Below are 21,859 nucleotides of genomic sequence, written 5' to 3' on the forward strand. Positions count from 1 at the left end.
CGTCCGTATGACGAGCGGGGCGGAGCTGCTGCACGAGGACGAGGGAGCCCGATGAACCAGGACGAGGATCAGGCGCGGCAGGCCGACCTGCCCAGCTGCTACCGGCACCCCGGGGTGCACACGGGCATCAGCTGCGCCCGCTGCGAGCGCCCGATCTGCCCCGAGTGCATGATCAGCGCGTCGGTCGGCTTCCAGTGCCCCGAATGCGTACGCTCCGGCTCCGGCACCGGTCACGCCCCTACCGCGAACCAGCCGCGCACGCTGGCCGGCGGGGTCCTGGCGGCGGGCGACCCGCAGCTGTTCACCAAGCTCCTCATCGGGATCAACGTCGCCCTGTTCCTGGTGCAGGAGACGGTCGGGTACCGGTTCACCGACGCGTTCTTCCTGCTTGGCCGGGCCGGCATCCCGGGCTTCGACGGTGTGCAGGGTGTCGCCGAGGGCCAGTGGTACCGCCTGCTGACCTCGATGTTCCTGCACGGCGGCATCGCCCACATCGCCTTCAACATGCTCAGCCTGTGGTGGCTCGGCGGCCCCCTGGAGGCCGCGCTCGGCCGGGCCCGCTATCTCGCGCTGTACTTCGTGTCGGGCCTGGCGGGCGGCGCGCTGACGTATCTGCTCGCCGCCTCCAACGAGCCCTCGCTCGGCGCATCCGGCGCGATCTTCGGCCTGTTCGGTGCCATGGCGGTGCTGATGCGGCGGATGAAGTACGACATGCGGCCGGTCATCGGGCTGCTCGTGGTCAACCTGATCATCACGTTCGCGTGGTCGGGCATCGCCTGGCAGGCCCACGTGGGCGGTCTGGTCTCCGGCGTCCTGGTCGGCATCGGCATGGTCCACGCCCCGGCCGAGCGGCGCGGTCTCGCGCAGTGGGGGACCTGTGCGCTGGTGCTCGCGGTCTCGGCCGTCATCGTGGTGATCCGCACCACGCAGCTCACCTGACCACAACGGGTACGAGCTTTCCCCAGAGTTGTCCACAGCGAGTGCTCGAACTTGTGCACCGGATGGGGAACGCCTGCGCCCCTCGCTCCTGACCTGGGTCTTTCCAGGCGGGGCAAGGGGCGTATGGGCTGTGGAGGCCCGCGGAACCAGTCACACCGGCGTCAACCTTCCGGAAGTTATCCACAGATCGTCTGAGTTATCCACTCCCCGTGGATAGCGCTGTGGATAACTGGGGGCAGAGCTTGCTTTCGCCGCTCCCGCCCCTACGCGAACAGCGCTACTTCCACTGCGTGGACACGCCGAATCCACCCGCGATGAAGCCGAAGCCGACGACGATGTTCCAGTTGCCGAGCGCCTTGAGCGGTAGGTCGCCCTCGGTCACATAGAAGAGGACGATCCAGGCGAGCCCGATGAGGAAGAACGCCAGCATCACCGGGGCCACCCAGCCGCGGCTGCCCAGTTTGATGGCGGTCGCCTGCTTCGCGGGCGGTGGCGTGAAATCGGCCTTCTTGCGGATACGTGACTTCGGCACGAGGAACTCTCCTGTCGATGCGCTGCGTGACCGCGCAGGGAACTGTGGCGGCGCCGGGGGACTGGACTGCGGGGGAAGCCTCCCCCAAGCGTCCGTTAGCGTAGTGCTTCCGTGGCGCTGAAGGAGATAAGGGTACGTTGAGCAATTCTGCCGACTCCCCCGACGGGGTCCCCGAGCAGCCCCGGCGCCGCCTGCGCGCCCGCCCCGTACGGCTGCTCTCCGCCGCCGTGTTCGCGCTCGCCGGCCTCATCTTCGTCACCAGCTTCAACACGGCCAAGGGCACCAACATCCGCACCGACGCGTCGCTCCTGAAGCTGTCCGACCTGATCAAACAGCGCGACCACAAGAACAAGGAACTCGGCGATTCCACCGCGGCGCTGCGCGGCGACGTCGACGCGCTCGCCCAGCGCGACGACGGCTCCACCAAGGCCCAGGACCAGCTCCTCAACGGACTCAAGGACGCCTCGGGCACCGCGCCGGTCTCCGGCAAGGGCCTGACCGTCACGCTCAACGACGCCCCGCCCAACGCCACCGCAGCCCCCGGCTACCCCGCCCCGCAGGCCAACGACCTCGTCATCCACCAGCAGGACCTGCAGGCCGTCGTCAACGCGCTGTGGCAGGGCGGCGCCCAGGGCATCCAGGTCATGGACCAGCGCCTGATCGCCACCAGCGCGGTGCGCTGCGTCGGCAACACCCTGATCCTCCAGGGCCGCGTCTACTCGCCCCCGTACAAGATCACGGCCGTCGGGGACGCCGGGAAGCTGCGCGGGGCGCTCAGCGCCTCCAAGGCGATCCAGAACTACCAGCTGTACGTGAAGGCCTACGGGCTCGGCTGGAAAGTCGACGAGCACAAGACGATGACTCTCGCCGCCTACTCGGGCACAGTGGATCTCCACTACGCGAAACCGGTGAAGTAGCGCGCGGGAGGGGGCATCTCCGATGTCCGTGCGGATCGTCGTGAGGACCTTCAGCGAGCTGTGCCTGACCGTCGGCACCCTGATCGTCCTGTTCGTCGTGTACCTCCTGTACTGGACCGGCGTGAAGGCCGACAACGCCGCGAGCGACCAGATATCCGGCCTGCAGCAGCAGTGGGCCCAGAGCCCGCCGCCCCGCCCGGCCGCACCGCAGAAGGCCGCCCCGCCGCCCGCGTACACCGAAGGCCGCTCCTTCGCCGTCATGTACATCCCCCGGCTCGGCGAGGAGTGGCACAAGCCCGTCCTCGAAGGCACCGCCGTCAAGGACCTCCAGAAGGGCCTCGGCCACTACGCCAACACCACCCGGCTCGGCCAGCAGGGCAACTTCTCCGTCGCCGGCCACCGGCGCACCTACGGCGACCCGTTCAAGGACTTCCCGGAACTGCGGCCCGGCGACGCGGTCGTCCTGCGCGACGACACCACCTGGTACACCTACCGCATCGACAACAAGCCCTACCGGACCGTGCCCAGCGACGTCGGCGTCATCGACCCCGTCCCCGCCGAGTCGCCGTTCCGCTCACCGGGCCGCTATCTGACCCTCACCACCTGCGACCCGGAGTGGGGCAGCAGCCACCGGCTGATCGCCTGGGGACACCTCGACTCCACCCAGCCCGTGACGCAGGGCAAACCCACAGCTTTGGACGGCTGACCCCACACCACAGCCCGGCCCCTTAGTCTGGTGCCGTAACGATCGTCGGAAGGGACAGCGGGGACAGCATGTACGGCTGGATCTGGCGGCATCTGCCGGGCAACGCGTGGCTGCGGGCGCTCATCTCGCTCGCGATGGTGCTCGTGATCGTCTACGTGCTCTTCCAGTACGTCTTCCCGTGGGCGGAGCCGCTGCTCCCGTTCAACGACGTGACGGTGGACCAGGGGATGGGGACGGCAGCCCGGTGAGCGCGCGCATTCTCGTAGTCGACAACTACGACAGCTTCGTCTTCAACCTGGTCCAGTACCTGTACCAGCTCGGCGCCGAGTGCGAGGTCGTCCGCAACGACGAGGTGTCCCTCGAACACGCCCAGGACGGCTTCGACGGCGTCCTGCTCTCCCCCGGCCCCGGCGCCCCCGAACAGGCGGGCGTCTGCGTCGACATGGTGCGCCACTGCGCCGCAACCGGCGTCCCCGTCTTCGGCGTCTGTCTCGGTATGCAGTCGATGATGGTCGCGTACGGCGGCGTCGTGGGCCGGGCCCCCGAGCTGCTGCACGGCAAGACGTCGCCGGTGCTGCACCAGGGCACAGGCGTTTTCGCGGGGCTCCCCTCTCCTTTCACGGCGACCCGCTACCACTCGCTGGCCGCCGAGCCGGCGACCCTGCCGGGTGAGCTCGAAGTCACCGCCCGCACCGAGGACGGCATCATCATGGGGCTGCGCCACCGTGAACTGCCGGTCGAGGGCGTCCAGTTCCACCCCGAGTCGGTCCTGACCGAGCACGGTCACCGCATGCTGGCCAACTGGCTGGTCCGATGCGGGGACGCGGGGGCCGTCGAGCGGTCGGCGGGGCTCGCGCCGGTGGTGGGCAAGGCCGCGGCGTGACTGCGGTGCGTCCGGAGCACGAGTACGACCCGCTGACGGACCCGCTGCCACCGGGCGGGCACGGATCGCCCTGGTTCCGGGCCGACAACCTGCCACCCGATGCTTCAGCCCCCGTACAGGAGCCCGTATCCGGGCCTGTGGCCGAGCCTTTGGCGGCGCCCGCCCCCGAGCCGCTGACGGAACCTCAGCAGGGTTACGAGCCGGGCCCCGCGGCCTATCAGCAGGACTGGTATCCCGCGCAGGAGCCGATAGCCGAGCCGGTCGCGCCGGACTTCCGGGCCGAGCCGGAGATACCCGTCCCGGAACCGATAGCGGTCCCATCGGCCACCGCGGTCCCGCCGGCCACCGGAGGGCGGGCCGAGCGGCGCAGGGCCGCCAAGGGCAAGGGACGCGCGGCCCCCACTCCCGCTCCCGAGCCGGACGGGCGGCGGCTCACCCGGGCCGAGGCGCGGCGGGCGGCCAAGGCGCGCAAGGACAGTGCCGCGGTGATCGCCAGCCGGGTCCTGGGCGAAGCGTTCATCACGCTGGGCGTGGTGATGCTCCTGTTCGTGACGTACCAGCTGTGGTGGACCAACGTCCGCGCACATCAGGAGGCGGGCAGCGCCGCCAAGAAGATCGCGCAGGACTGGGCGGACGGCCGCAAGCCGGGCACGTTCGCGCCCGGCCAGGGCTTCGCCATCATGCACATCCCCAAGCTGGACATCGTCGCCCCCATCGCGCAGGGCACCAGCAAGGCGAAGGTCCTCGACAAGGGCATGATCGGCCACTACGACGAGGGCTCCCTCAAGACGGCCATGCCCGCGGACGCGACCGGCAACTTCGCGGTCGCCGCCCACCGCAACACCCACGGCGAGCCCTTCCGGTACATCAACCGGCTGAAGGCGGGCGACAAGGTCGTCGTCGAGACGCAGGACGCGTACTACACCTACGAGATCACCAGCGAGCTCCCGCAGACCTCGCCGGCGAACGTGTCGGTGCTCAAGCCGATCCCCGTCGGATCCGGATTCACCAAGCCCGGCCGCTATCTGACACTGACGACATGTACGCCGGAATTCACGAGTACCTACCGGCTGATCGTGTGGGGCAAGATGGTCGACGACCGACCGCGCAGCAAGGGCAAGCCCGACGCGCTCGTGGAATGACCGAACGGACAGCAGGGGCGGGTGCGGTGGCGACAGGAACCGACCACGACGAGCGGACCGGCACGCCGGGACCTGCTCCGGCCCGGCGCGGCCGCGGCGCCGTCGCCGGAGTCATCAGCGTCTTCGGCGAACTCCTCATCACCGCGGGCCTGGTGCTCGGCCTCTTCGTCGTCTACTCGCTGTGGTGGACGAACGTCATGGCCGACCGCGAGGCGTCCGCGCAGGGCGACAGCGTACGCCGCGACTGGGCGGCGTCCACCGGCCCGGGCGCCCTCGACACCAAGGGCGGCATCGGCTTCCTGCACGTGCCGGCGATGAAGAACGGCGAGGTGCTCGTCAAGAAGGGCACCGACACCGACGTCCTCAACGGCGGTGTGGCCGGCTACTACACGGACCCGGTCAAAGCGACGCTGCCCGGCGCGGGCAAGAACGGCAACTTCACGCTCGCCGCCCACCGGGACGGCCACGGCGCCAAGTTCCACAACATCGACAAGGTGAAGACCGGCGATCCGGTCGTCTTCGAGACCAAGGACACCTGGTACGTCTACAAGGTGTTCGCGGAGCTGACCGAGACGTCGAAGTACAACGTCGACGTCCTGCAGCCGGTCCCGAAGGAGTCGGGCGCCAAGAAGCCCGGCCAGTACATCACCCTGACGACCTGCACCCCGGTCTACACCTCGAAGTACCGCTACATCGTGTGGGGCGAGCTGGTGCGCACCGAGAAGGTCGACGCCAAGCGCACCCCGCCGGCCGAACTGCGCAAGTAGTACGCCGAGTTGCTACGCCACCGCCTGTACGGCGCTGAGACCGAGCCAGTACGGCACTGAGCCCCGGCACCCTGTGAGGGTGCCGGGGCTCAGTGCCGAGGCGCGGTGGCCGACTAGGTCAGCGGGGCGCCACCGGAGGGCCCGCCGAACGGGAAGTTGCCCCCGCCGTCCTGGCCTTGGGACCCGCCGATCGTCGTCAGCGTGACCGGCTGGTTCGGGTCGACCATGGTGCCCGAGCCGGGCGTGACCATCGTGACGTGTGCCTTCTCGTCGTTCGAACTGCCCGGTGCGAACTGGATGTTGCTGAAGCCCGCGTCGTTCAGGATCTGCGTGGCGTTCTTCACGGTCTTCAGGACCAGACCCTGCGGAATCGCCACCTGGCCGCCGGGCGGAGTCTGGCTCTGCGGGCCCTTGGAGACCTTCAGGACGATCTGGACGTCCTTGGTCTGGTTGGTGTTGCCGGTCGGGGTCATCGAGACGACCTGGTTGAGCGGCTTGTCCGCGGAGTCCACGTCCTGGCGGGAGACGTTCGTGAAGCCGAGGGCACTGAGCTGCTGGACCGCGGTGTTGTAGTCCGAACCCGTCACATCGGGCATCTTCGTGGTCTGCTTCTTGGCGATCTGAAGCGTGACCGTCGAGTTCTTCTCCGCCTGCGAACCGCCCGTCGGGTCCTGGTTGACGACCGTGCCCGGCGTCGCGCTGGACTCGACCTCCTTGGTCTTCACCTGGAAGCCCTTGTTCTGGAGCAGCTGCGTGGCGCTGTCCTTGTCCTTCTGCGTGACGTCCGGGACCTCGATCTTGGGCGCGCCCGTGGAGACGGTGACCGAGACGGTCTGGCCCTTCTTCATGTTGCCGTTCGCCGGGTCCTGGGTGCAGATGTTGCCTTTGGGCTGGTCCGCGCACGGCTCGTTCTTGGTCACGGACATCTTGACCCCGGCGTTGGTCGCCAGCTTCTCCGCGTCGCCCTGGCTGCTGCCGACGAGGTTCGGCACGCTCACCGAGGTGCTGTCGGCGTTGCCGCTGAAGACGGACTTGCCGATCAGGATCGCGCCGACCAGCACCAGGACGCCCGCCAGGATCAGCAGGACCGTCGAGGTGTGGGACTTCTTCTGGCGGCGCCGGTCGGGGCGGTCGTCGTAGCCGTAGCCACCGTCGTCCGGATTGACCGGCGGCAGCATCGAGGTCTGGCCCGCACCCGGGTCGGCCTGGCGCAGCGCGGTCGTCGGCTGGTCGTTGCCGTAGCCGTTGTTGTACCCGTTGCCGTTGCCGTAGCCGACCGCGCCCAGGGCGGCGGTCGCGGCGACCGGCTGACCGTCGAGGTAGGCCTCGATGTCGGCGCGCATCTCGTCCGCCGACTGGTAGCGGTAGTCGGGGTCCTTGACCAGCGCCTTCAGGACGATGGCGTCCATCTCGGGCGTGATCTCGGCGTCGAAGTTGGAGGGAGGCTGCGGCTCCTCGCGTACGTGCTGGTAGGCCACCGCGACCGGCGAGTCCCCGACGAAGGGGGGCCGGACGGTGAGCAGCTCGTACAGCAGGCAGCCCGTCGAGTACAGGTCGCTTCGCGCGTCGACCTGCTCGCCCTTGGCCTGCTCCGGGGAGAGGTACTGGGCGGTGCCGATCACGGCGGCGGTCTGCGTCATCGTCATGCCGGAGTCGCCCATGGCGCGGGCGATGCCGAAGTCCATGACCTTGACCTGGCCGGTGCGCGTCAGCATGACGTTCGCCGGCTTGATGTCGCGGTGGACGATCCCGTTGCGGTGCGAGTACTCAAGCGCCTGGAGGATGCCGATGGTCATTTCCAGGGTGCGCTCGGGCAGCAGCTTGCGCCCGGAGTGCAGCAGCTCACGCAGGGTCGAACCGTCGACGTACTCCATCACGATGTACGGGATGGAGACGTTGTCGACGTAGTCCTCGCCGGTGTCGTAGACAGCGACGATCGCCGGGTGGTTGAGCGAGGCGGCCGACTGGGCCTCACGGCGGAACCGGGCCTGGAAGGACGGGTCGCGGGCGAGGTCGGCCCGCAGCGTCTTCACGGCGACGGTGCGGCCGAGCCGGGTGTCGTGCGCGAGGTAGACCTCCGCCATGCCACCACGGCCGAGCACCTGGCCCAGCTCGTACCGGCCGCCGAGGCGACGCGGCTCTTCCATAGCTAATCCAGCCCTCTCCGTCTGTCCCGACCGTACCCATGGGTGGTCCGGCGGTGTGCTGTTCGCGCATACGCTACCGGGCACCGCAAGCCGATCAGCTCGCGACCGCCACCTGATACCGGACCGGTACAGGGCACGTGTGATGTTTCACGTGAAACGAGCGACCGTTTCACGTGAAACAGCCCGGATCACTTCTTGCTGTCGAGCACCGCCTTCATCACGTTCCTGGCGATGGGGGCCGCAAGCGCGCCACCCGCGATGTCGTCACGGGTCGTGTCGGAGCCTTCGATCACCACGGCGACCGCGACCGGGGAGCCGTCCCCGGTCTTCGCGTAGGAGATGAACCAGGCGTAGGGGTTGCCGTTGTTGTCGACACCGTGCTGGGCGGTACCGGTCTTGCCGCCGACGGTCACGCCCGGGATCTGGCCGTTCTTGCCGGTGCCGTCGGTGACCACGAACTCCATCATCTTCTGCAGCTTCTGGGCATTGGCGGCCGACAGCGGCTGGCTCATCTGTTCCGGCTGGGTCTTGGAGAGCACATCCACGTTCGGCGCCTGGAGCTGGTCGACCATGTACGGCTTCATCAGCTTGCCGTCGTTGGCGACGGCGGCGGCGACCATGGCCATCTGGAGCGGGGTCGCACGGTTGGAGGCCTGCCCGATGCCCGCCATGGCGTTCTGCGGGCGGTTGTCCTTCGGGTAGATGCTGGCGTCGGTGCGGACCGGGTTGAAGATCTGCTTGTTGAAGCCGAACTTCTCGGCCTCGGCCTTCATCTTCTCGTTGCCCAGGTCGGCGCTGATCTTGCCGAAGACGGTGTTGCAGGACCACTGGAGAGCCACCTTCAGCGTGGCGTTCTCACAGGGGATGTTGCCCTCGTTATTCAGCGGCTGGTGGGCAGTGTCCGGCAGGATGTACGGCACTGGCGACCGCGTCGGGTCGTCGATGCCGGAGTACAGCCCGTTCTCCAGGGCCGCGGCGGCGGTGACCACCTTGAAGGTGGAGCCCGGCGGGTAGGTCTGGCGCAGCGCCCGGTTCAGCATGGGCTGGTTCTTGTCGTCCAGCAGCGTCTTGTAGGCGCTGCTGTCCTTGTTGCTGCTGCCCGCGAACACCGACGGGTCGTACGAGGGCGTCGAGGCCAGCGCGAGGATGGCGCCGGTCTGCGGGTTGATCGCCGCGACCGCGCCCTTCTTGTCGCCGAGGCCCTGGAACGCGGCCTTCTGAGCGGCGCTGTTCAGGGTGGTGACGACGTTGCCGCCCTGCTTCTTCTCGCCGGTGAACATCGACAGCGTGCGGTCGAAGAAGAGCCGGTTGTCGGTGCCGGAGAGGATGCCGTCCTCGATCTTCTCCAGCTGCGACGCGTCGAAGACCTGCGAGGCGTATCCGGTGACCGGCGACCACATGGAGCCGTCCTTCCAGACCCGCTTGTACTTGAAGTCCGTGCCCGAGGTCTCCGTGGAGCCGGTGATCGTCTGGCCGTCGGCCGTGATGATGTTGCCGCGCTCGTGGGCGAACCGCTCGATCTGGACGCGGCGGTTGAAATCGCTCGCGTTCAGCTCGTCGGCCCGGACGTACTGGAGCCAGTTGTCGCGGATCATCAGCGACAGGATGAGCAGCCCGCAGAAGATCGCGATCCTGCGCAGGGGCTTGTTCACGGTCGGACCACCTGGGTCATCTCGGCGTCGGGGGACGGGGCGGGCGCCGGCGCGGGGCGGCGCGCGGTGTCGCTGATCCGGATCAGGATGCCGATCAGGGCCCAGTTGGCGATGACGGACGAACCGCCCTGCGCGAGGAACGGCATCGTCATACCGGTCAGCGGGATGAGGCCCATCACACCGCCGGCCACGACGAAGACCTGCAGCGCGAAGGCGCCGGACAGACCGATCGCGAGGAGCTTGCCGAACGGGTCGCGGGCGGCCAGCGCGGTGCGCACCCCGCGCTCCACGATCAGGCCGTAAAGGAGCAGCAGCGCCATCATTCCGGCCAGGCCCAGCTCCTCGCCGACGGTGGAGAGGATGAAGTCGGCGTTGGCGGCGAAGCCGATGAGGTCGGAGTTGCCCTGACCGAGGCCGGTGCCGAGCGTGCCGCCGGAGCCGAACGACATGATCGCGTCGCCGATCTGCTGGCAGGCGCCGTCCGTCTTGTAGCAGGCGAAGGGGTCCATCCAGGCCTTCACGCGCTGCTGCACATGTGACTCGAAGGTGGCCACACCCACCGCGCCGACCGCCGACATCAGCAGGCCGAACACGATCCAGCTGGTCCGCTCGGTGGCGACGTACAGCATGATCACAAAGAGGCCGAAGAACAGCAGCGAGGTGCCGAGGTCCGTCTCGAAGACCAGGATCAGGATGGACATGGCCCAGATGACCAGGATCGGTCCGAGGTCACGGCCGCGCGGCAGGTACAGGCCCATGAATCGGCGGCTGGCCAGCGCGAGCGCGTCCCGCTTCACCATCAGGTAGCCGGAGAAGAAGATCGCGATGATGATTTTCGCGAACTCGCCGGGCTGGATGGTGCCGAGGCCGGGGATCGAGATCCAGATCTTCGCGCCGTTGACGGCCGGGAAGAACATCGGAATGACCAGCAGGAACAGCGCGGCCGCCATCGAGATGTACGTGTACCGCTGCAGGATCCGGTGGTCCTTGAGCAGCAGCAGCACGCCGATGAACAGGGCGACGCCGATCGCGGTGAACAGCAGCTGGTGCGGGGCGTCCGGGGAGAACTTGCCCCACGCGCTCTTGGCGCGCTGGATCAGCCGGGGCGACTGGTCCAGGCGCCAGATCAGCACCAGGCCGAGCCCGTTGAGCAGCGTCGCGAGCGGCAAAAGCAGTGGATCGGCGTACCTGGCGAACTTGCGCACCACCAAGTGCGCCACACCCGCCATCAGGCCCAGGCCCAGACCGTATCCGAGCATGCCGGAGGGAAGCTTGCCGGTCATGGCAAGCCCCACGTTGGCGTACGCGAACACCGGGATGGCCACGGCGAAGATCAGCAGGGCCAGCTCGGTGTTGCGGCGGCTCGGTGCTTCGATCGCGCCAATGGTGGTCGTGTTGGTGACAACGCTCATGGTGTGGAAAGGCCCCCTACGGCTGCCTACTGCTTACCGCACTGCGGGACCAGCTTCTGCTCGTCCTCCGAGAGGCTGGGGCCGGGTGTGGGAGATGCGGTGGTGGTGGGTTTGTTGGACGGGGCGCCGGTCGCGCCCGTGCCGGGCTTCGAGGCGTTGTTGCTCTCGGCGGCGCGGCGCGCCTCCTCCTTCTGACAGGCGGACGCCTGTGTCGCGAACTCCTTGATCTTGGCCTGCGCCTTGTCGAGGCTGCTCGCGGCGATCGTCGAGTCGATCTGGTTGCGCTGGTACTGCGGGAGGTACTTGAGTTCGATCTCGGGGTGGTCGGTCTCCACCTTGGAGAGCTTCACCCACGCCAGGTCCTGGCTGATGCCCCGGTACAGCGCCACGTGCGGAGTGCCGTCGTTGTTGGTGCCGACGAAGTACTGCGTCTGCGTCCAGCGGTAGCCGCCGTACAGGCCGCCGCCGACGACCGCCAGGGCCAGCACGATGTACAGGGACCGGCGGATCCACCGGCCCTTGCCACGCCGGCGCGGCTTGACGAAGTCCTCGTCCGTGTACGAACCGAAGGCGCCCTCCGGCGGACTGCCGTAGCCGCCGCTGTCCTCACCGCTGCCGGGCGGGCCGAAGCCGCCCGGGGGCGAGGGCGCGGGGCGGCCGAGCCCGGAGGCGCGGCCCGCCGGGGTCTGCATGGCGCCGCCGTCGTTCAGCTGCAGCTGGTTCTCGGCGACCGCGCCCACGATGACCGGGGTGTCGTTGAGCTGCCCCGCCAGGGTGTCCCCGGCGTCGACGTCGAGCACATCGGCGATGATCACCGTGATGTTGTCGGGGCCGCCACCGCGCAGCGCGAGCTGGATCAGCTCCTGCACGGTCTCCTGCGGGCCCTGGTAGCTGGCGAGGGTCTCCTCCATCGTCTGGTGGGAGACCACCCCCGACAGACCGTCGGAACAGATCAAGTACCGGTCGCCGGCCCGCACTTCACGGATCGACAGATCGGGCTCGACATGGTCGCCGCTGCCCAGCGCCCGCATCAGGAGCGAGCGCTGCGGATGAGTGGTGGCCTCTTCCTCGGTGATGCGGCCCTCGTCGACCAGCCGCTGCACCCAGGTGTGGTCCTGGGTGATCTGGGTGAGGACGCCGTCGCGCAGCAGATAGGCGCGCGAGTCGCCGACGTGCACGAGGCCCAGGCGCTGCCCCGTCCACAGCAGAGCGGTGAGCGTGGTGCCCATCCCCTCCAGCTGGGGGTCCTCCTCGACCATCATGCGCAGCTGGTCGTTGGCCCGCTGCACGGCGGTGCCCAGCGAGGTGAGGATGTCCGAGCCGGGTACGTCGTCGTCGAGCGTGACCAGCGTGGAGATCACCTCGGACGAGGCGACCTCACCGGCGGCCTGACCGCCCATGCCGTCGGCGATGGCGAGGAGACGGGGACCGGCGTAACCGGAGTCCTCGTTCCCCTCGCGGATCATGCCTTTGTGCGATCCGGCGGCGAAACGCAGGGAGAGACTCATGCGCACCTCGCCTGTCGGCTCGGGGTACAGCCGGTCATGTCGAGCCACACTGCCCACCCTCCGGTCGGGAGCCCGTCCCGGTCCCTGAGGACCGCCGCGGCTCGCTCGCTCCGCTCGCTCATTGTCGTACTACTTCCGCAGCTCGATGACGGTCTTGCCGATGCGGATCGGCGCGCCCAGCGGAATCGGGGTCGGGGTGGTGAGCCGGGTCCGGTCCAGATAGGTGCCGTTGGTGGACCCGAGATCCTCGACGATCCAATTGCCGTCCCGGTCCGGATAGATCCTGGCATGGCGGCTCGACGCGTAGTCGTCGTCCAGGACGATCGTCGAATCGTGCGCCCGGCCCAGCGTGACGGTCTGGCCCTGCAGCGCGACCGTGGTGCCGGTGAGGGTGCCCTCGGACACGACCAGCTTGGTGGGGGCACCACGACGCTGCCGCCCGCCACCACCCTGCTGCTGGCCGCGCTGCGGCGGTGGCGCGGCGCCTGCGGCGGCCTGCCTGCCGGTCTGCTGCTGCCGGTTCGCGTCATTGCCCCGGCGCGAACCGCGCTGGGTGACGCGCGTACCGAACAGGTCGCTGCGAATGACCTGGACGGCCACGATGACGAACAGCCACAGTACGGCGAGGAAACCCAACCGCATGACCGTGAGGGTCAGCTCTGACATTGCCCCCGCTTCACCCTTCGGCTTGCCGGTAAACGATGGTGGTGCTGCCCACGACGATCCGCGAGCCGTCGCGGAGCGTAGCGCGGGTGGTGTGCTGCCCGTCCACCACGATGCCGTTGGTGGACCCGAGATCCTGGATCGTCGGGGGCGTTCCGGTCCGGATCTCACAGTGCCGGCGCGAGACGCCGGGATCGTCGATCCTCACATCCGCATCGGTGCTGCGGCCAAGGACCAGAGTCGGGCGGGAGATCTGGTGGCGGGTGCCATTGATCTCGATCCAGCGTCGCACCTGGCCGTGCCCGCCAGGCATCGGCCCCGGACCCGCCGGACGGCGGTCGGCGGTCGAAGCGGCCGGGCGGCCCGGAGGCGGCGCTGCGGGCATGGGCGGGGCCGCGGCCGGCGGGTACCCGTAGCCGCCACGGCCGCCCTGAGGGGCCGCGGGCGCGGGACGCTGCGGGGCACCCGGGCCGGGGCCCTGGGGACCCTGCTGGCCCTGCTGGTCGGTGCTGGACGCGAGCGTGCGGCTGCGCACCCGGTACAGACCGGTGTCGAGGTCCTCGGCCTTCTCCAGGTGCACCTTGATCGGGCCCATGAAGCTGTAGCGCTGCTGCTTCGCGTAGTCACGCACCAGGCCGGACAGCTCGTCGCCGAGCTGGCCCGAGTACGGGCTGAGCCGCTCGAAGTCCGGAGCGCTCAGCTCGACGATGAAGTCATTGGGGACGACCGTGCGGTCCCGGTTCCAGATCGACGCGTTGTTGTCGCACTCGCGCTGGAGCGCGCCGGCGATCTCGACGGGCTGGACCTCGGACTTGAAGACCTTCGCGAAGGTGCCGTTGACCAGGCCTTCGAGACGCTGCTCGAAACGCTTCAGGACTCCCATGGGGCACCTCCTCCGTCGTTGCCGTCCTGGTGTTGCTGCCGGTTCTGCTCTGGGTCACGCTCTTGGTACTGCTTACTGATCGTATCCACGCGTCGGGAAATCGGCTGGTTCCCCTTCTGTGCCTTGTGGACGAGTGTCACCTCTCACACGCACCTCTCGTACGGATCGTAGAGGTGGCTTCCCGACAGTGTCCCGCACCCGGGGTGCACTCAGGAGGAGCGGGTAACGATGCCGGGGGTTGCCTCTCTCCTGATCTGCTCCTCTCCACAGGGTCGCCGCAAACAACGGATGTGAATCCACCCTGCGCAGCGTGCTAATCTTCTCGACGTCGCCAGGCAATCACACCAAACAGTGAGAGAGCCCAGCACACCACTCTTGCGCGAGTGGCGGAACGGCAGACGCGCTGGCTTCAGGTGCCAGTGTCCTTCGGGACGTGGGGGTTCAAATCCCCCCTCGCGCACAAGTCGGAAGCCCCGCAGATCCCCGGATCTGCGGGGCTTCCTTCGTATGTCCGGGCTCTGCGCCGTATGTCCGGGCGCGGTGCGAACGCACACCCCCCGGGTTCCGTCTCACGATGTTCTGCCTCACGCGCCCTGTCCCTTCCTCTGTTTCTTCTGTGTCATATGTCGCGTTCCAGGGCGGGCAAACCCAGGAGTCGCTCGGGTGCCATGAACAGGTCGACTTTTGTCTCGGCGAGGCGCGACGAAAGAGAGCCGTCGCCAAGGGGGCACGCTGCCTAGGGTGCGGGCGTGGATGTGTCATCGAGGGTCCGTAGCGGATGGCGCCTGCTGAAGGGGCCCGAGCCCTGGACGCGGCGCCGGATCGTCGGCGAGGCCGCGCTCGCGCTCGTACTGGCCCTGATGTCGGGCGGGATCGGGCTGCTCGCCGGAGGACCGCTGCGGGCCGCGGCCGTCGCCCTCGGCGTCGCGGCGCTGTCGCTGCTGCGCCGCTCCCTTCCCGCGAGCGTGCTGCTCGCGGCGGCCGCCCTGTCCATGGCGGCGGGCGAAACCGCCCCTCTCCTGATGGTCGCGGCCTGGTCCGCGGGACGGCGCATCGTCGGCGCGGGACGGGCCCTCGCCGCCTTCACGGCCGCTTTCGTCATCTACCTGGTGCTCGGCGTCATCACGCTGTGGCCCATCGCACAGCCCATCCTCATGGGCGTCTTCAGCACCCTGTTCTTCCTGGCCGTGGCTGTCGTACCCGGCCTCACCAGCCGGTACTGGTCCCAGCGGCGCACCCTGCTGCGCGCCATGCAGGAACACAACGCCCAGCTGCTCCGCGAGCGCGCCATGGTCGCGGGCCAGGCCCGGCTGCGCGAACGCCAGCGCATCGCCCAGGACATGCACGACAGCCTCGGCCACCAGTTGGCCCTCATCTCCGTGCACACCGGCGCCCTCGAAGTCGACCCCGAACTGACCGGCCGCCAGCGCGAGGCCGTCGGCGTGCTGAGGCAGGCCTCGGTCGCCGCCATGCACGAACTGCGCGAGGTCGTCGGCATCCTGCGCGACGGCATCGAAGCCCCCGCCGCACCCGACGGAGCCCAGCCCGCCGCCCGCGGCACCGCGGGGATCCAGGCACTCGTGGCCGCCGCACGCGCCGCCGGGAACACCGTGGAACTGCGCGCCAGCGGCGAGCCCCGGCCGCTGGCCGCCGCCGGCGACCACGCGGCGTACAGGATCGTCCAGGAAGCCCTGACCAACGCGTACAAGCACGCTCCGGGCGCCCCGATCGCCGTGGAACTGCGCTACGAACCGGACTCCTTCGTCGTCGAGGTCGTCAACGGCGTCGTCGACCGCGCCGCCGCGGACCAGGCCGGCGAAGTGGTCAGCGGCGGCCAGGGCCTCACCGGGCTGCACGAGCGGGCCCGGCTCGTCGGGGGCATGGTGCACACCGGCCCCACCGACGACGGCGGCTTCCGCGTCGCGGGCGTACTGCCCTACGGGGCGGCCGAGACCGCGACGTTCGTCGATGCCCCCGACGACTTCCGACAGCAGTCACCCGCCCCGCCGCTCGGCGACGGTGGTCCGGTCGTGGACTGGAACATCGCGGAGAAGGAGCTGGGCATGGGCGGCAGGAACAGGGCCGGAGGCGTCGCGCTGGGCTGCGGAATCGCCGTGGGGGCGGTGGTACTGCTCGCTATCGCGGCCGGAGTCGGACTGTTCTTCCTCGCCGGATCGGCCGAGAAAGGCATGATCGATCCGTCCCAGTACGACAGGATCAAGGTCGGCACCTCCGAAGCCGAGGTCCGCAACGAGCTGCCGAGCGGCGACACCGTGCTGACCTCGGGCCTCGCCGGAAAGGGCCCCGCCGAACCGGACGGCTCCCAGTGCCTGGTCCTGATGTCCTCCGACACCGGTGAGGGCCTCAAGACCGAGCCGGTGTTCCGGTTCTGCTTCAAGGACGGCAAGCTGATCGAGAAGAAGTCGTACGAAGTGGCGCGCTAGCGGCGGCGCGGGGCGGCCGGAGGCCGGCTCGGGCGCGGCTCCGGCGGCGTACAGGACAGGATCAGGACAGGATTTGGGTGTGACGGGACCACGCATCAGGGTCGTGATCGCCGACGACGAGCCCCTCATCCGGGCCGGGATCCGCATGATCCTCACCTCGGACGCGGCGATCGACGTCGTCGCCGAGGCCACCAACGGCCGCGAAGCCGTCGAACTCGCCCGCTCCCACGCCGTGGACGTGGTGCTGCTCGACATCCAGATGCCCGAGATGGACGGGCTGAGCGCGCTGGCCGAGCTGCGCCGGACCGTACCGGCGGCGCGAGTGATCATCCTCACCACGTTCGGGGAGCGGGAGAACGTCCTGCGCGCCCTCGAACACGGCGGCGCCGGATTCCTCCTCAAGGACACCGCGCCCGCCGAACTGATCCGCGCGGTACGCGCCGCCGCAGCGGGCGACGCCTACCTCTCGCCCGCCGCCACCCGGCACGTCGTCGACCAGCTCGCCACGGGCCGGGCAGCGGCCCGCGCCGACGAAGCCAGGCGCCGGGTCGGCGTGCTGTCCGAGCGCGAGCGGGACGTCCTGGCGCTGCTGGGCGAAGGGCTGTCCAACGCCGACGCCGGCAAGCGGCTCCACATGAGCGAGGCCACGGTGAAGACGTACGTCAGCCGCATCCTGGCAAAGCTGGACTGCGAGAACCGGGTCCAGGCGGCGCTGCTGGCGCGGGACGCGGGGCTGTAGGGATTCGTGGTCGGGCCTGGTCCCGATCCCGCGCCCTCCCGTTTCCTGGTGTCGGCCCTGCCGTCCTTTCGCTGTTTCACGTGAAACGACGGAAGGCCTGGCTGTCGAGAAGGGTGCTGGCGATCCCCTGTGCCCAGGCAGTCGACGCAAGCGGATTCCGGGCCCCCGAAGAGTTATCCACAGGGGGAGACGGCCTTTCGCCAGCGCCTGTACCGTCAGGGGCAGTTGAGCTCTTGATGTTGAACGAGAGCGCTGCACAAGGACGTTACAAGGACGTTGTACGAGACGGGGGAGGCGGCACGCCATGGGCGAGGTCGACGCGATGGTTCCGGCACAGCGGGCCGGGGCGGAGGACGGGCGGGGCCGGATCCCCGAGGTCCCCGGATTCGCCCGCCGCCCGCACGCATCAGGAACGGAAAGGCGCCGGGCGCAGGGATCACCGAAGGCCGAAGGGAAGGCGCTGAGGGACCGGTTCCCGCGCGCCTCGCACGACTCGCTGCTGCTCTCCGCCGACCGGCCGGACGCCGTCCGCGCGGTGGAGGAATCCAACGCGGGCCGGGTGCCCGAGCTCACGCCGATACGCGTGGGCCGCATGGCCGCCAGCCCCTTCGCGTTCCTGCGCGGCTCGGCCGGACTGATGGCGCACGACCTGGTCGGCACACCCGTCACCGGCGTCGGCGCGCAGATATGCGGAGACGCGCACGCGGCCAACTTCGGCCTGTACGGCGACGCACGCGGCAGTCTCGTCATCGACCTGAACGACTTCGACGAGACCGTGACCGGCCCATGGGAATGGGACGTGAAGCGGCTGGCTGCCTCGCTGGTCCTGGCGGGCCGGGAGGCCGGCGCGGACGAAGTCACCTGCCGGGCAGCGGCGTTCGACGCGGTCGGGGCCTACCGCCGCACCATGCGCCTGCTCGCGAAGCTGCCGGTCCTCGACGCCTGGAACGCCATAGCCGACGAGGAACTCGTCTCCCACGCCGACGCCCACGACCTGCTCGGCACCCTGGAACGGGTCTCCGAAAAAGCCCGCAACAACACCAGCGCGCGCTTCGCCACCAAGGCGACCGAGCAGGGCGAGGACGGCAGCCGGCACTTCGTCGACGCGCTCCCGGTGCTGCGCCGCGTGACCGACACCGAGGCGGCAACGGTCGCCGCCTCGCTGGAGCAGTACCTGGGCACCCTGTCCGAGGACCGGCTGCCGCTGCTCGCCCGGTACGCGATCCACGACGTGGCCTTCCGGGTGGTCGGCACGGGGAGCGTCGGAACACGGTCGTACGTGGTGCTGCTGCTCGACCACCGGGGCGAACCGCTCGTGCTCCAGGTCAAGGAGGCCAGGCCCTCGGCGCTGCTGCCGCATCTGGCGAAAGCCGGGTTCAAGACGCCCGACGTCGGGCACGAAGGGCGGCGCGTGGTGCTCGGGCAGAAGCGGATGCAGGTGGTCAGCGACATCCTGCTCGGCTGGACGACCCTGGACGACCGCCCCTTCCAGGTAAGGCAGTTCAGGAACCGAAAGGGCAGCGTGGACCCCGCCGCGCTCGCCGCCGACCAGCTCGACGACTACGGGCGCATGACGGGCGCGCTGCTCGCCCGGGCGCATGCGCACAGCGTCGACCCGCGGCTCATATCCGGGTACTGCGGAAAGAACGAAGAGCTCGACGAAGCGGTGGCCGCCTTCGCGGTGACCTACGCCGACCGCACGGAGGCCGACCACGCGGTGCTGACCGCTGCCGTACGGGACGGGCGGGTCGCGGCAGAGCTGGGGGTTTGAGCGGGGGCGGGGAAGGGGGGTGGGGGGGAGGGGGAGGGCCCCCACCCCATCCCCCCGCCCGTACGCTGGACCGGTGACGGACGAAGCTGGCGGCGGTACGACTGCCCGGAACGAGGACCCGCGGACCACCCCGCCTTCGGGGGGCGAGCCCGGTATGCCGTTGGGCGAGGGCGCCGGGGACGGCATGGCGCAGGGGAGTCCGCCGGGCGGGGCTGGGGGCGAGCGGCCCGAGGCTCGGCTTGAGCGGGCGGTGCGGGCTGCCGAGCAGGCGCTGATCGAGTTCGAGATCGCGGTGGAGACCTTCCGGGTCGAGGTGGAGAACTTCTCCCGGCTGCACCATCAGAAGCTCGGCCCGATGTATGCCCGGCTCGATGAGCTGGACGCGCAGATCGCCGAGGCCAGGGCCGCGCAGAGCGGTGATGCCGAGGATCTGCGCAGGGCGCGGGAGGCGCGGGCGGCGGTCATGCCCATGCCGGGGGTCGACGAACTGTTCCACGACTGGATGGACTCCGACGGCCTCTCCCCCGAGGCTGCCTCGATGCTCACCGGCCAGCCGGTGCAGCCGCCGAAGCGGGTCCGGCCGAGCGAGGAGGTGCGCAGGCTGTATCGCGAGCTGGCCCGCAAGGCGCACCCGGATCTGGCGCAGGACGAGGCGGAGCGGGCGCGGCGTGACGAGTTCATCGCCCGGGTCAATGCCGCGTACGGGCGCGGTGACGAGGCGCTGCTGCGGGAGCTGGCCGAGGAGTGGGCGGCGGGTCCGGTGCCGGCCGAGGTGCGGCCCAGCGAGAGCGAGGAGCTGTACGCGCGGCTTGAGTGGCTGAGTCGACGCAAGGAGTTGCTCGCGTTGCTGGCCCGGGAGCTGGAGGACAGCGCGATCGGTTCGATGCTGCGGATGGCGCCGGACGATCCGGACCGGCTCCTTGAGGAGATCGCCGAGCAGTTGCTGGCCGAGGTGGCCGGTCGTGAGGCTGAGCTCGCGAAGCTGGTGCAGTAGCGTTCGGGGGACCTGCCGGGTTCGTACGAGAGAAGGCATGACCCATGAATTTCGCCCAGCTGCCCTCGGTGGATGTCGCTGAGGTGCCGGCCGACGCCCTGGTGCTCGATGTCCGGGAGGACGACGAGTGGGCGGCGGGGCATGCCGAGGGCGCGCTGCATGTGCCGATGAGCGACTTCGTGGCCCGCTTCGGTGAGGTGACCGAGGCGGTCGCGGACGGGCGCCGGGCGTATGTCATGTGCCGGGTCGGTGGTCGGTCGGCGCAGGTCACGCAGTATCTGGTGCAGCAGGGGATCGACGCGGTGAACGTCGACGGCGGCATGCAGGTGTGGGAGGCGGCCGGACGCAAGGTCGTCGACGATCAGGGTGCGCCGGGCACGGTCATCTAGCCCTCCCGGCCCCCCCCGGAACGCAGTCTTTACGCGCTCTGGCTGAGCGGGTGCGCGGCGAGGAGGTCGCCGAGGGCTTCCTCGTGGGCGGCGGCCGGGCCGAGCGAGAGTTCCAGTTGCTTGGCCCAGGCGTGGTAGCGGTGCAGCGCGTAGTCGGTGTCGGCGCCGAAGCCGCCGTGCAGGTGCTGGGCGGTCTGGACGACGCGGCGTACGCCTTCGGAGGCCCAGATCTTGGCGACCGAGACGTCTCCGGCGACGGGCAGTGCGCTCTGGGCGCCGGTGCTGATGCGCCAGGCCGCCTGCCAGAGGGTCGCTTCCATGGCGCGCAGGTCGATGTAGCGGTCGGCCGCCTGGACGGCGACGGCCTGGAACGTGGCGACCGGGTGCCCGAACTGCTCGCGTTTTCCGGTGTATTGGCTGGTCATGGTGAGGACGGCTTCCCCAAGTCCCAGGGCCAGGGCGCAGGTTCCGGTGGCGAGCAGGTTGAGCAGCCACTCCCAGGCGCCGTCCGCGTCGATGACCGCGGCTGTGTCGATGCGCACGGCTTCCAGGTGGAGTTCGGCGAAGCGTTCGCCGGTGGTGGAGATCTGGTCGGCGAGGGTGACGCCCTGCTGGGTGCGGGGGACCAGGGCCAGTACGGTGCGGCCGTCGGCGGTGTGGGCGGGTACGGCGATGCGGTCGCTGGCCTGGGCCCAGGGCACGCCGGTCTGGGCGCCGTCGAGTACCCAGTCCTCGCCGTCCCGGCGGGCGGTGACGGCGAGTCCGGCGTCGTCGTGGCCGGTGCGGCCGTTGGCGGCGACGGTCAGGACGAGCTCGCCCCGGCCGATCGCGGGCAGCAGTCGCCGACTCAACTCGGCCTGGCCGTACCGCTGTACGGCCAGGGCGACCGCGCTGGTCTCCAGGAGCGGCAGCCGGGCGAGGACCTTGGCCGATTCGCGCAGGACCAGGCACAGAGCGATCGGGTCGAGGCCCGCGCCGCCGTACTCGGCGTCGAGAACCAGGCTCAGCAGGTCCGACGCGGCGAGCTTGGCCCACAGCGGGCGGTCGAAGTCGTCGGCGACGGCGCCCGGAGTGAGGGCGGGGCTCGGTACCGCGTCGGGTGCGACGCCGGAGAAGACCGCCTTGGCCGCCTCGACGGCTGCCTGCTGCTCCTCGGTGAAGGTGAAGTCCACGGCCTTGTCCTCCCGCACGCACCGGCTCTGTCCGGGCCGGGGCGTCACGAGATGAAGTGCGCGCCACCCGACCCGATCTGACGGTTCGTCAAGATAGAACAGGTTCTACGGGATGGGAATGGGCAGGCAGCCGACAGGAGGGGAATGGGCACGCACCGAGTGCCCCACGGCCCGGCGCGCACCTCAACCCCTGACCATC

At 69.6% G+C, this 21,859-nt stretch carries 20 protein-coding genes and 1 tRNA gene; 13 read left to right on the forward strand and 8 right to left on the reverse strand.

Annotated elements, in window-relative coordinates; all coding sequences use genetic code 11:
* The first annotated feature begins 51 nt into the window (after positions 1-51).
* Positions 52-939 carry a rhomboid family intramembrane serine protease gene (locus tag OHA17_RS20255; protein ID WP_406507756.1) on the forward strand — a complete coding sequence of 296 codons (888 nt, stop codon included), beginning with the start codon at positions 52-54 and terminating at the stop codon, positions 937-939.
* A gap of 277 nt (positions 940-1,216) precedes the next feature.
* On the opposite strand, the gene crgA is transcribed toward OHA17_RS20255, so the two are convergent.
* Positions 1,217-1,471 carry a cell division protein CrgA gene (gene crgA, locus OHA17_RS20260; protein WP_053724735.1) on the reverse strand — a complete coding sequence of 85 codons (255 nt, stop codon included), beginning with the start codon at positions 1,469-1,471 and terminating at the stop codon, positions 1,217-1,219.
* 137 nt (positions 1,472-1,608) lie between these two features.
* Here crgA and OHA17_RS20265 point away from each other — a divergent pair, with 137 nt between their 5' ends.
* The 6 genes from OHA17_RS20265 (at position 1,609) to OHA17_RS20290 (ending at position 5,886) form a co-directional block, all read left to right on the forward strand.
* Positions 1,609-2,388 (forward strand): DUF881 domain-containing protein, encoded by a 780-nt coding sequence (locus OHA17_RS20265; protein ID WP_406507757.1) that lies wholly within the window; start codon positions 1,609-1,611, stop codon positions 2,386-2,388.
* 22 nt (positions 2,389-2,410) lie between these two features.
* On the forward strand, positions 2,411-3,094 hold the full coding sequence (locus tag OHA17_RS20270; RefSeq protein WP_406507758.1) for a class E sortase: 684 nt from the start codon (positions 2,411-2,413) through the stop codon (positions 3,092-3,094).
* A gap of 68 nt (positions 3,095-3,162) precedes the next feature.
* Positions 3,163-3,342: a hypothetical protein gene (locus OHA17_RS20275; RefSeq protein ID WP_053724737.1), complete on the forward strand. Its 180-nt coding sequence runs from the start codon at positions 3,163-3,165 to the stop codon at positions 3,340-3,342.
* Positions 3,339-3,977 carry an aminodeoxychorismate/anthranilate synthase component II gene (locus OHA17_RS20280; RefSeq protein WP_053724738.1) on the forward strand — a complete coding sequence of 213 codons (639 nt, stop codon included), beginning with the start codon at positions 3,339-3,341 and terminating at the stop codon, positions 3,975-3,977. The genes OHA17_RS20275 and OHA17_RS20280 overlap by 4 nt, the downstream gene beginning before the upstream one ends.
* The gene (locus tag OHA17_RS20285) at positions 3,974-5,119 is read left to right on the forward strand and encodes a class E sortase (RefSeq protein ID WP_406507759.1); all 1,146 of its coding nucleotides are present in this window, start codon (positions 3,974-3,976) and stop codon (positions 5,117-5,119) included. The genes OHA17_RS20280 and OHA17_RS20285 overlap by 4 nt, the downstream gene beginning before the upstream one ends.
* Positions 5,120-5,145: 26 nt before the next feature.
* A complete protein-coding gene (locus tag OHA17_RS20290; protein WP_398874433.1) occupies positions 5,146-5,886 on the forward strand; it encodes a class E sortase in 741 nt (246 codons plus the stop codon).
* 113 nt (positions 5,887-5,999) lie between these two features.
* Here the strand turns inward: OHA17_RS20290 and pknB are convergent, their stop codons facing one another.
* The 6 genes from pknB to OHA17_RS20320 all read right to left on the reverse strand — a co-directional run bounded on the left by pknB (position 6,000) and on the right by OHA17_RS20320 (position 14,151).
* Complete coding sequence (gene pknB, locus OHA17_RS20295; protein ID WP_406507760.1) at positions 6,000-8,033, reverse strand: Stk1 family PASTA domain-containing Ser/Thr kinase; 2,034 nt, start codon at positions 8,031-8,033, stop codon at positions 6,000-6,002.
* Positions 8,034-8,221: 188 nt separating this feature from the next.
* Complete coding sequence (locus OHA17_RS20300) at positions 8,222-9,685, reverse strand: penicillin-binding transpeptidase domain-containing protein (RefSeq protein WP_406507761.1); 1,464 nt, start codon at positions 9,683-9,685, stop codon at positions 8,222-8,224.
* Positions 9,682-11,097 carry an FtsW/RodA/SpoVE family cell cycle protein gene (locus OHA17_RS20305; RefSeq protein WP_398874439.1) on the reverse strand — a complete coding sequence of 472 codons (1,416 nt, stop codon included), beginning with the start codon at positions 11,095-11,097 and terminating at the stop codon, positions 9,682-9,684. Before OHA17_RS20305 ends, OHA17_RS20300 begins: the two co-directional genes overlap by 4 nt.
* A gap of 26 nt (positions 11,098-11,123) precedes the next feature.
* On the reverse strand, positions 11,124-12,605 hold the full coding sequence (locus OHA17_RS20310) for a Stp1/IreP family PP2C-type Ser/Thr phosphatase (protein WP_398874441.1): 1,482 nt from the start codon (positions 12,603-12,605) through the stop codon (positions 11,124-11,126).
* Between the two features lie 129 nt (positions 12,606-12,734).
* The gene (locus OHA17_RS20315; protein ID WP_053724745.1) at positions 12,735-13,271 is read right to left on the reverse strand and encodes an FHA domain-containing protein; all 537 of its coding nucleotides are present in this window, start codon (positions 13,269-13,271) and stop codon (positions 12,735-12,737) included.
* A gap of 10 nt (positions 13,272-13,281) precedes the next feature.
* Positions 13,282-14,151: an FhaA domain-containing protein gene (locus tag OHA17_RS20320; RefSeq protein WP_406507762.1), complete on the reverse strand. Its 870-nt coding sequence runs from the start codon at positions 14,149-14,151 to the stop codon at positions 13,282-13,284.
* Positions 14,152-14,528: 377 nt separating this feature from the next.
* On the opposite strand from OHA17_RS20320, the gene OHA17_RS20325 reads away from it, so the two are divergent.
* The 6 genes from OHA17_RS20325 (at position 14,529) to OHA17_RS20350 (ending at position 20,488) form a co-directional block, all read left to right on the forward strand.
* Positions 14,529-14,611: transfer RNA gene (locus OHA17_RS20325), tRNA-Leu, on the forward strand.
* A 289-nt stretch (positions 14,612-14,900) separates the two neighbouring features.
* A complete protein-coding gene (locus OHA17_RS20330) occupies positions 14,901-16,595 on the forward strand; it encodes a sensor histidine kinase (protein WP_406507763.1) in 1,695 nt (564 codons plus the stop codon).
* A 79-nt stretch (positions 16,596-16,674) separates the two neighbouring features.
* Positions 16,675-17,334, forward strand: coding sequence for a response regulator (locus tag OHA17_RS20335; RefSeq protein ID WP_398874448.1), 660 nt, complete (start codon positions 16,675-16,677; stop codon positions 17,332-17,334).
* Between the two features lie 304 nt (positions 17,335-17,638).
* Positions 17,639-19,105 (forward strand): DUF2252 domain-containing protein, encoded by a 1,467-nt coding sequence (locus OHA17_RS20340; protein WP_406507764.1) that lies wholly within the window; start codon positions 17,639-17,641, stop codon positions 19,103-19,105.
* Positions 19,106-19,289: 184 nt separating this feature from the next.
* Positions 19,290-20,099, forward strand: coding sequence for a J domain-containing protein (locus OHA17_RS20345; RefSeq protein ID WP_053729233.1), 810 nt, complete (start codon positions 19,290-19,292; stop codon positions 20,097-20,099).
* A gap of 44 nt (positions 20,100-20,143) precedes the next feature.
* Positions 20,144-20,488: a rhodanese-like domain-containing protein gene (locus OHA17_RS20350; RefSeq protein WP_053729231.1), complete on the forward strand. Its 345-nt coding sequence runs from the start codon at positions 20,144-20,146 to the stop codon at positions 20,486-20,488.
* A gap of 29 nt (positions 20,489-20,517) precedes the next feature.
* Here OHA17_RS20350 and OHA17_RS20355 read toward each other — a convergent pair whose 3' ends face one another.
* Positions 20,518-21,660, reverse strand: coding sequence for an acyl-CoA dehydrogenase family protein (locus tag OHA17_RS20355; RefSeq protein WP_406510770.1), 1,143 nt, complete (start codon positions 21,658-21,660; stop codon positions 20,518-20,520).
* Between the last annotated feature and the right edge of the window lie 199 nt (positions 21,661-21,859).

Origin of the sequence: Streptomyces sp. NBC_00212 (genome assembly GCF_045206365.1) — a bacterium.
Lineage (GTDB): Bacteria > Actinomycetota > Actinomycetes > Streptomycetales > Streptomycetaceae > Streptomyces.

Bases quoted from the DNA above. Each gene is read 5' to 3' on its own strand.
- OHA17_RS20310 (WP_398874441.1), bottom strand. From the start codon at position 12,605: ATGAGTCTCTCCCTGCGTTTCGCCGCCGGATCGCACAAAGGCATGATC.
- OHA17_RS20275 (WP_053724737.1), top strand. From the start codon at position 3,163: ATGTACGGCTGGATCTGGCGGCATCTGCCGGGCAACGCGTGGCTGCGG.
- OHA17_RS20350 (WP_053729231.1), top strand. From the start codon at position 20,144: ATGAATTTCGCCCAGCTGCCCTCGGTGGATGTCGCTGAGGTGCCGGCC.
- OHA17_RS20270 (WP_406507758.1), top strand. From the start codon at position 2,411: ATGTCCGTGCGGATCGTCGTGAGGACCTTCAGCGAGCTGTGCCTGACC.
- OHA17_RS20255 (WP_406507756.1), top strand. From the start codon at position 52: ATGAACCAGGACGAGGATCAGGCGCGGCAGGCCGACCTGCCCAGCTGC.
- OHA17_RS20320 (WP_406507762.1), bottom strand. From the start codon at position 14,151: ATGGGAGTCCTGAAGCGTTTCGAGCAGCGTCTCGAAGGCCTGGTCAAC.
- OHA17_RS20305 (WP_398874439.1), bottom strand. From the start codon at position 11,097: ATGAGCGTTGTCACCAACACGACCACCATTGGCGCGATCGAAGCACCG.
- OHA17_RS20340 (WP_406507764.1), top strand. From the start codon at position 17,639: ATGGGCGAGGTCGACGCGATGGTTCCGGCACAGCGGGCCGGGGCGGAG.
- pknB (WP_406507760.1), bottom strand. From the start codon at position 8,033: ATGGAAGAGCCGCGTCGCCTCGGCGGCCGGTACGAGCTGGGCCAGGTG.
- OHA17_RS20345 (WP_053729233.1), top strand. From the start codon at position 19,290: ATGGCGCAGGGGAGTCCGCCGGGCGGGGCTGGGGGCGAGCGGCCCGAG.
- OHA17_RS20315 (WP_053724745.1), bottom strand. From the start codon at position 13,271: ATGTCAGAGCTGACCCTCACGGTCATGCGGTTGGGTTTCCTCGCCGTA.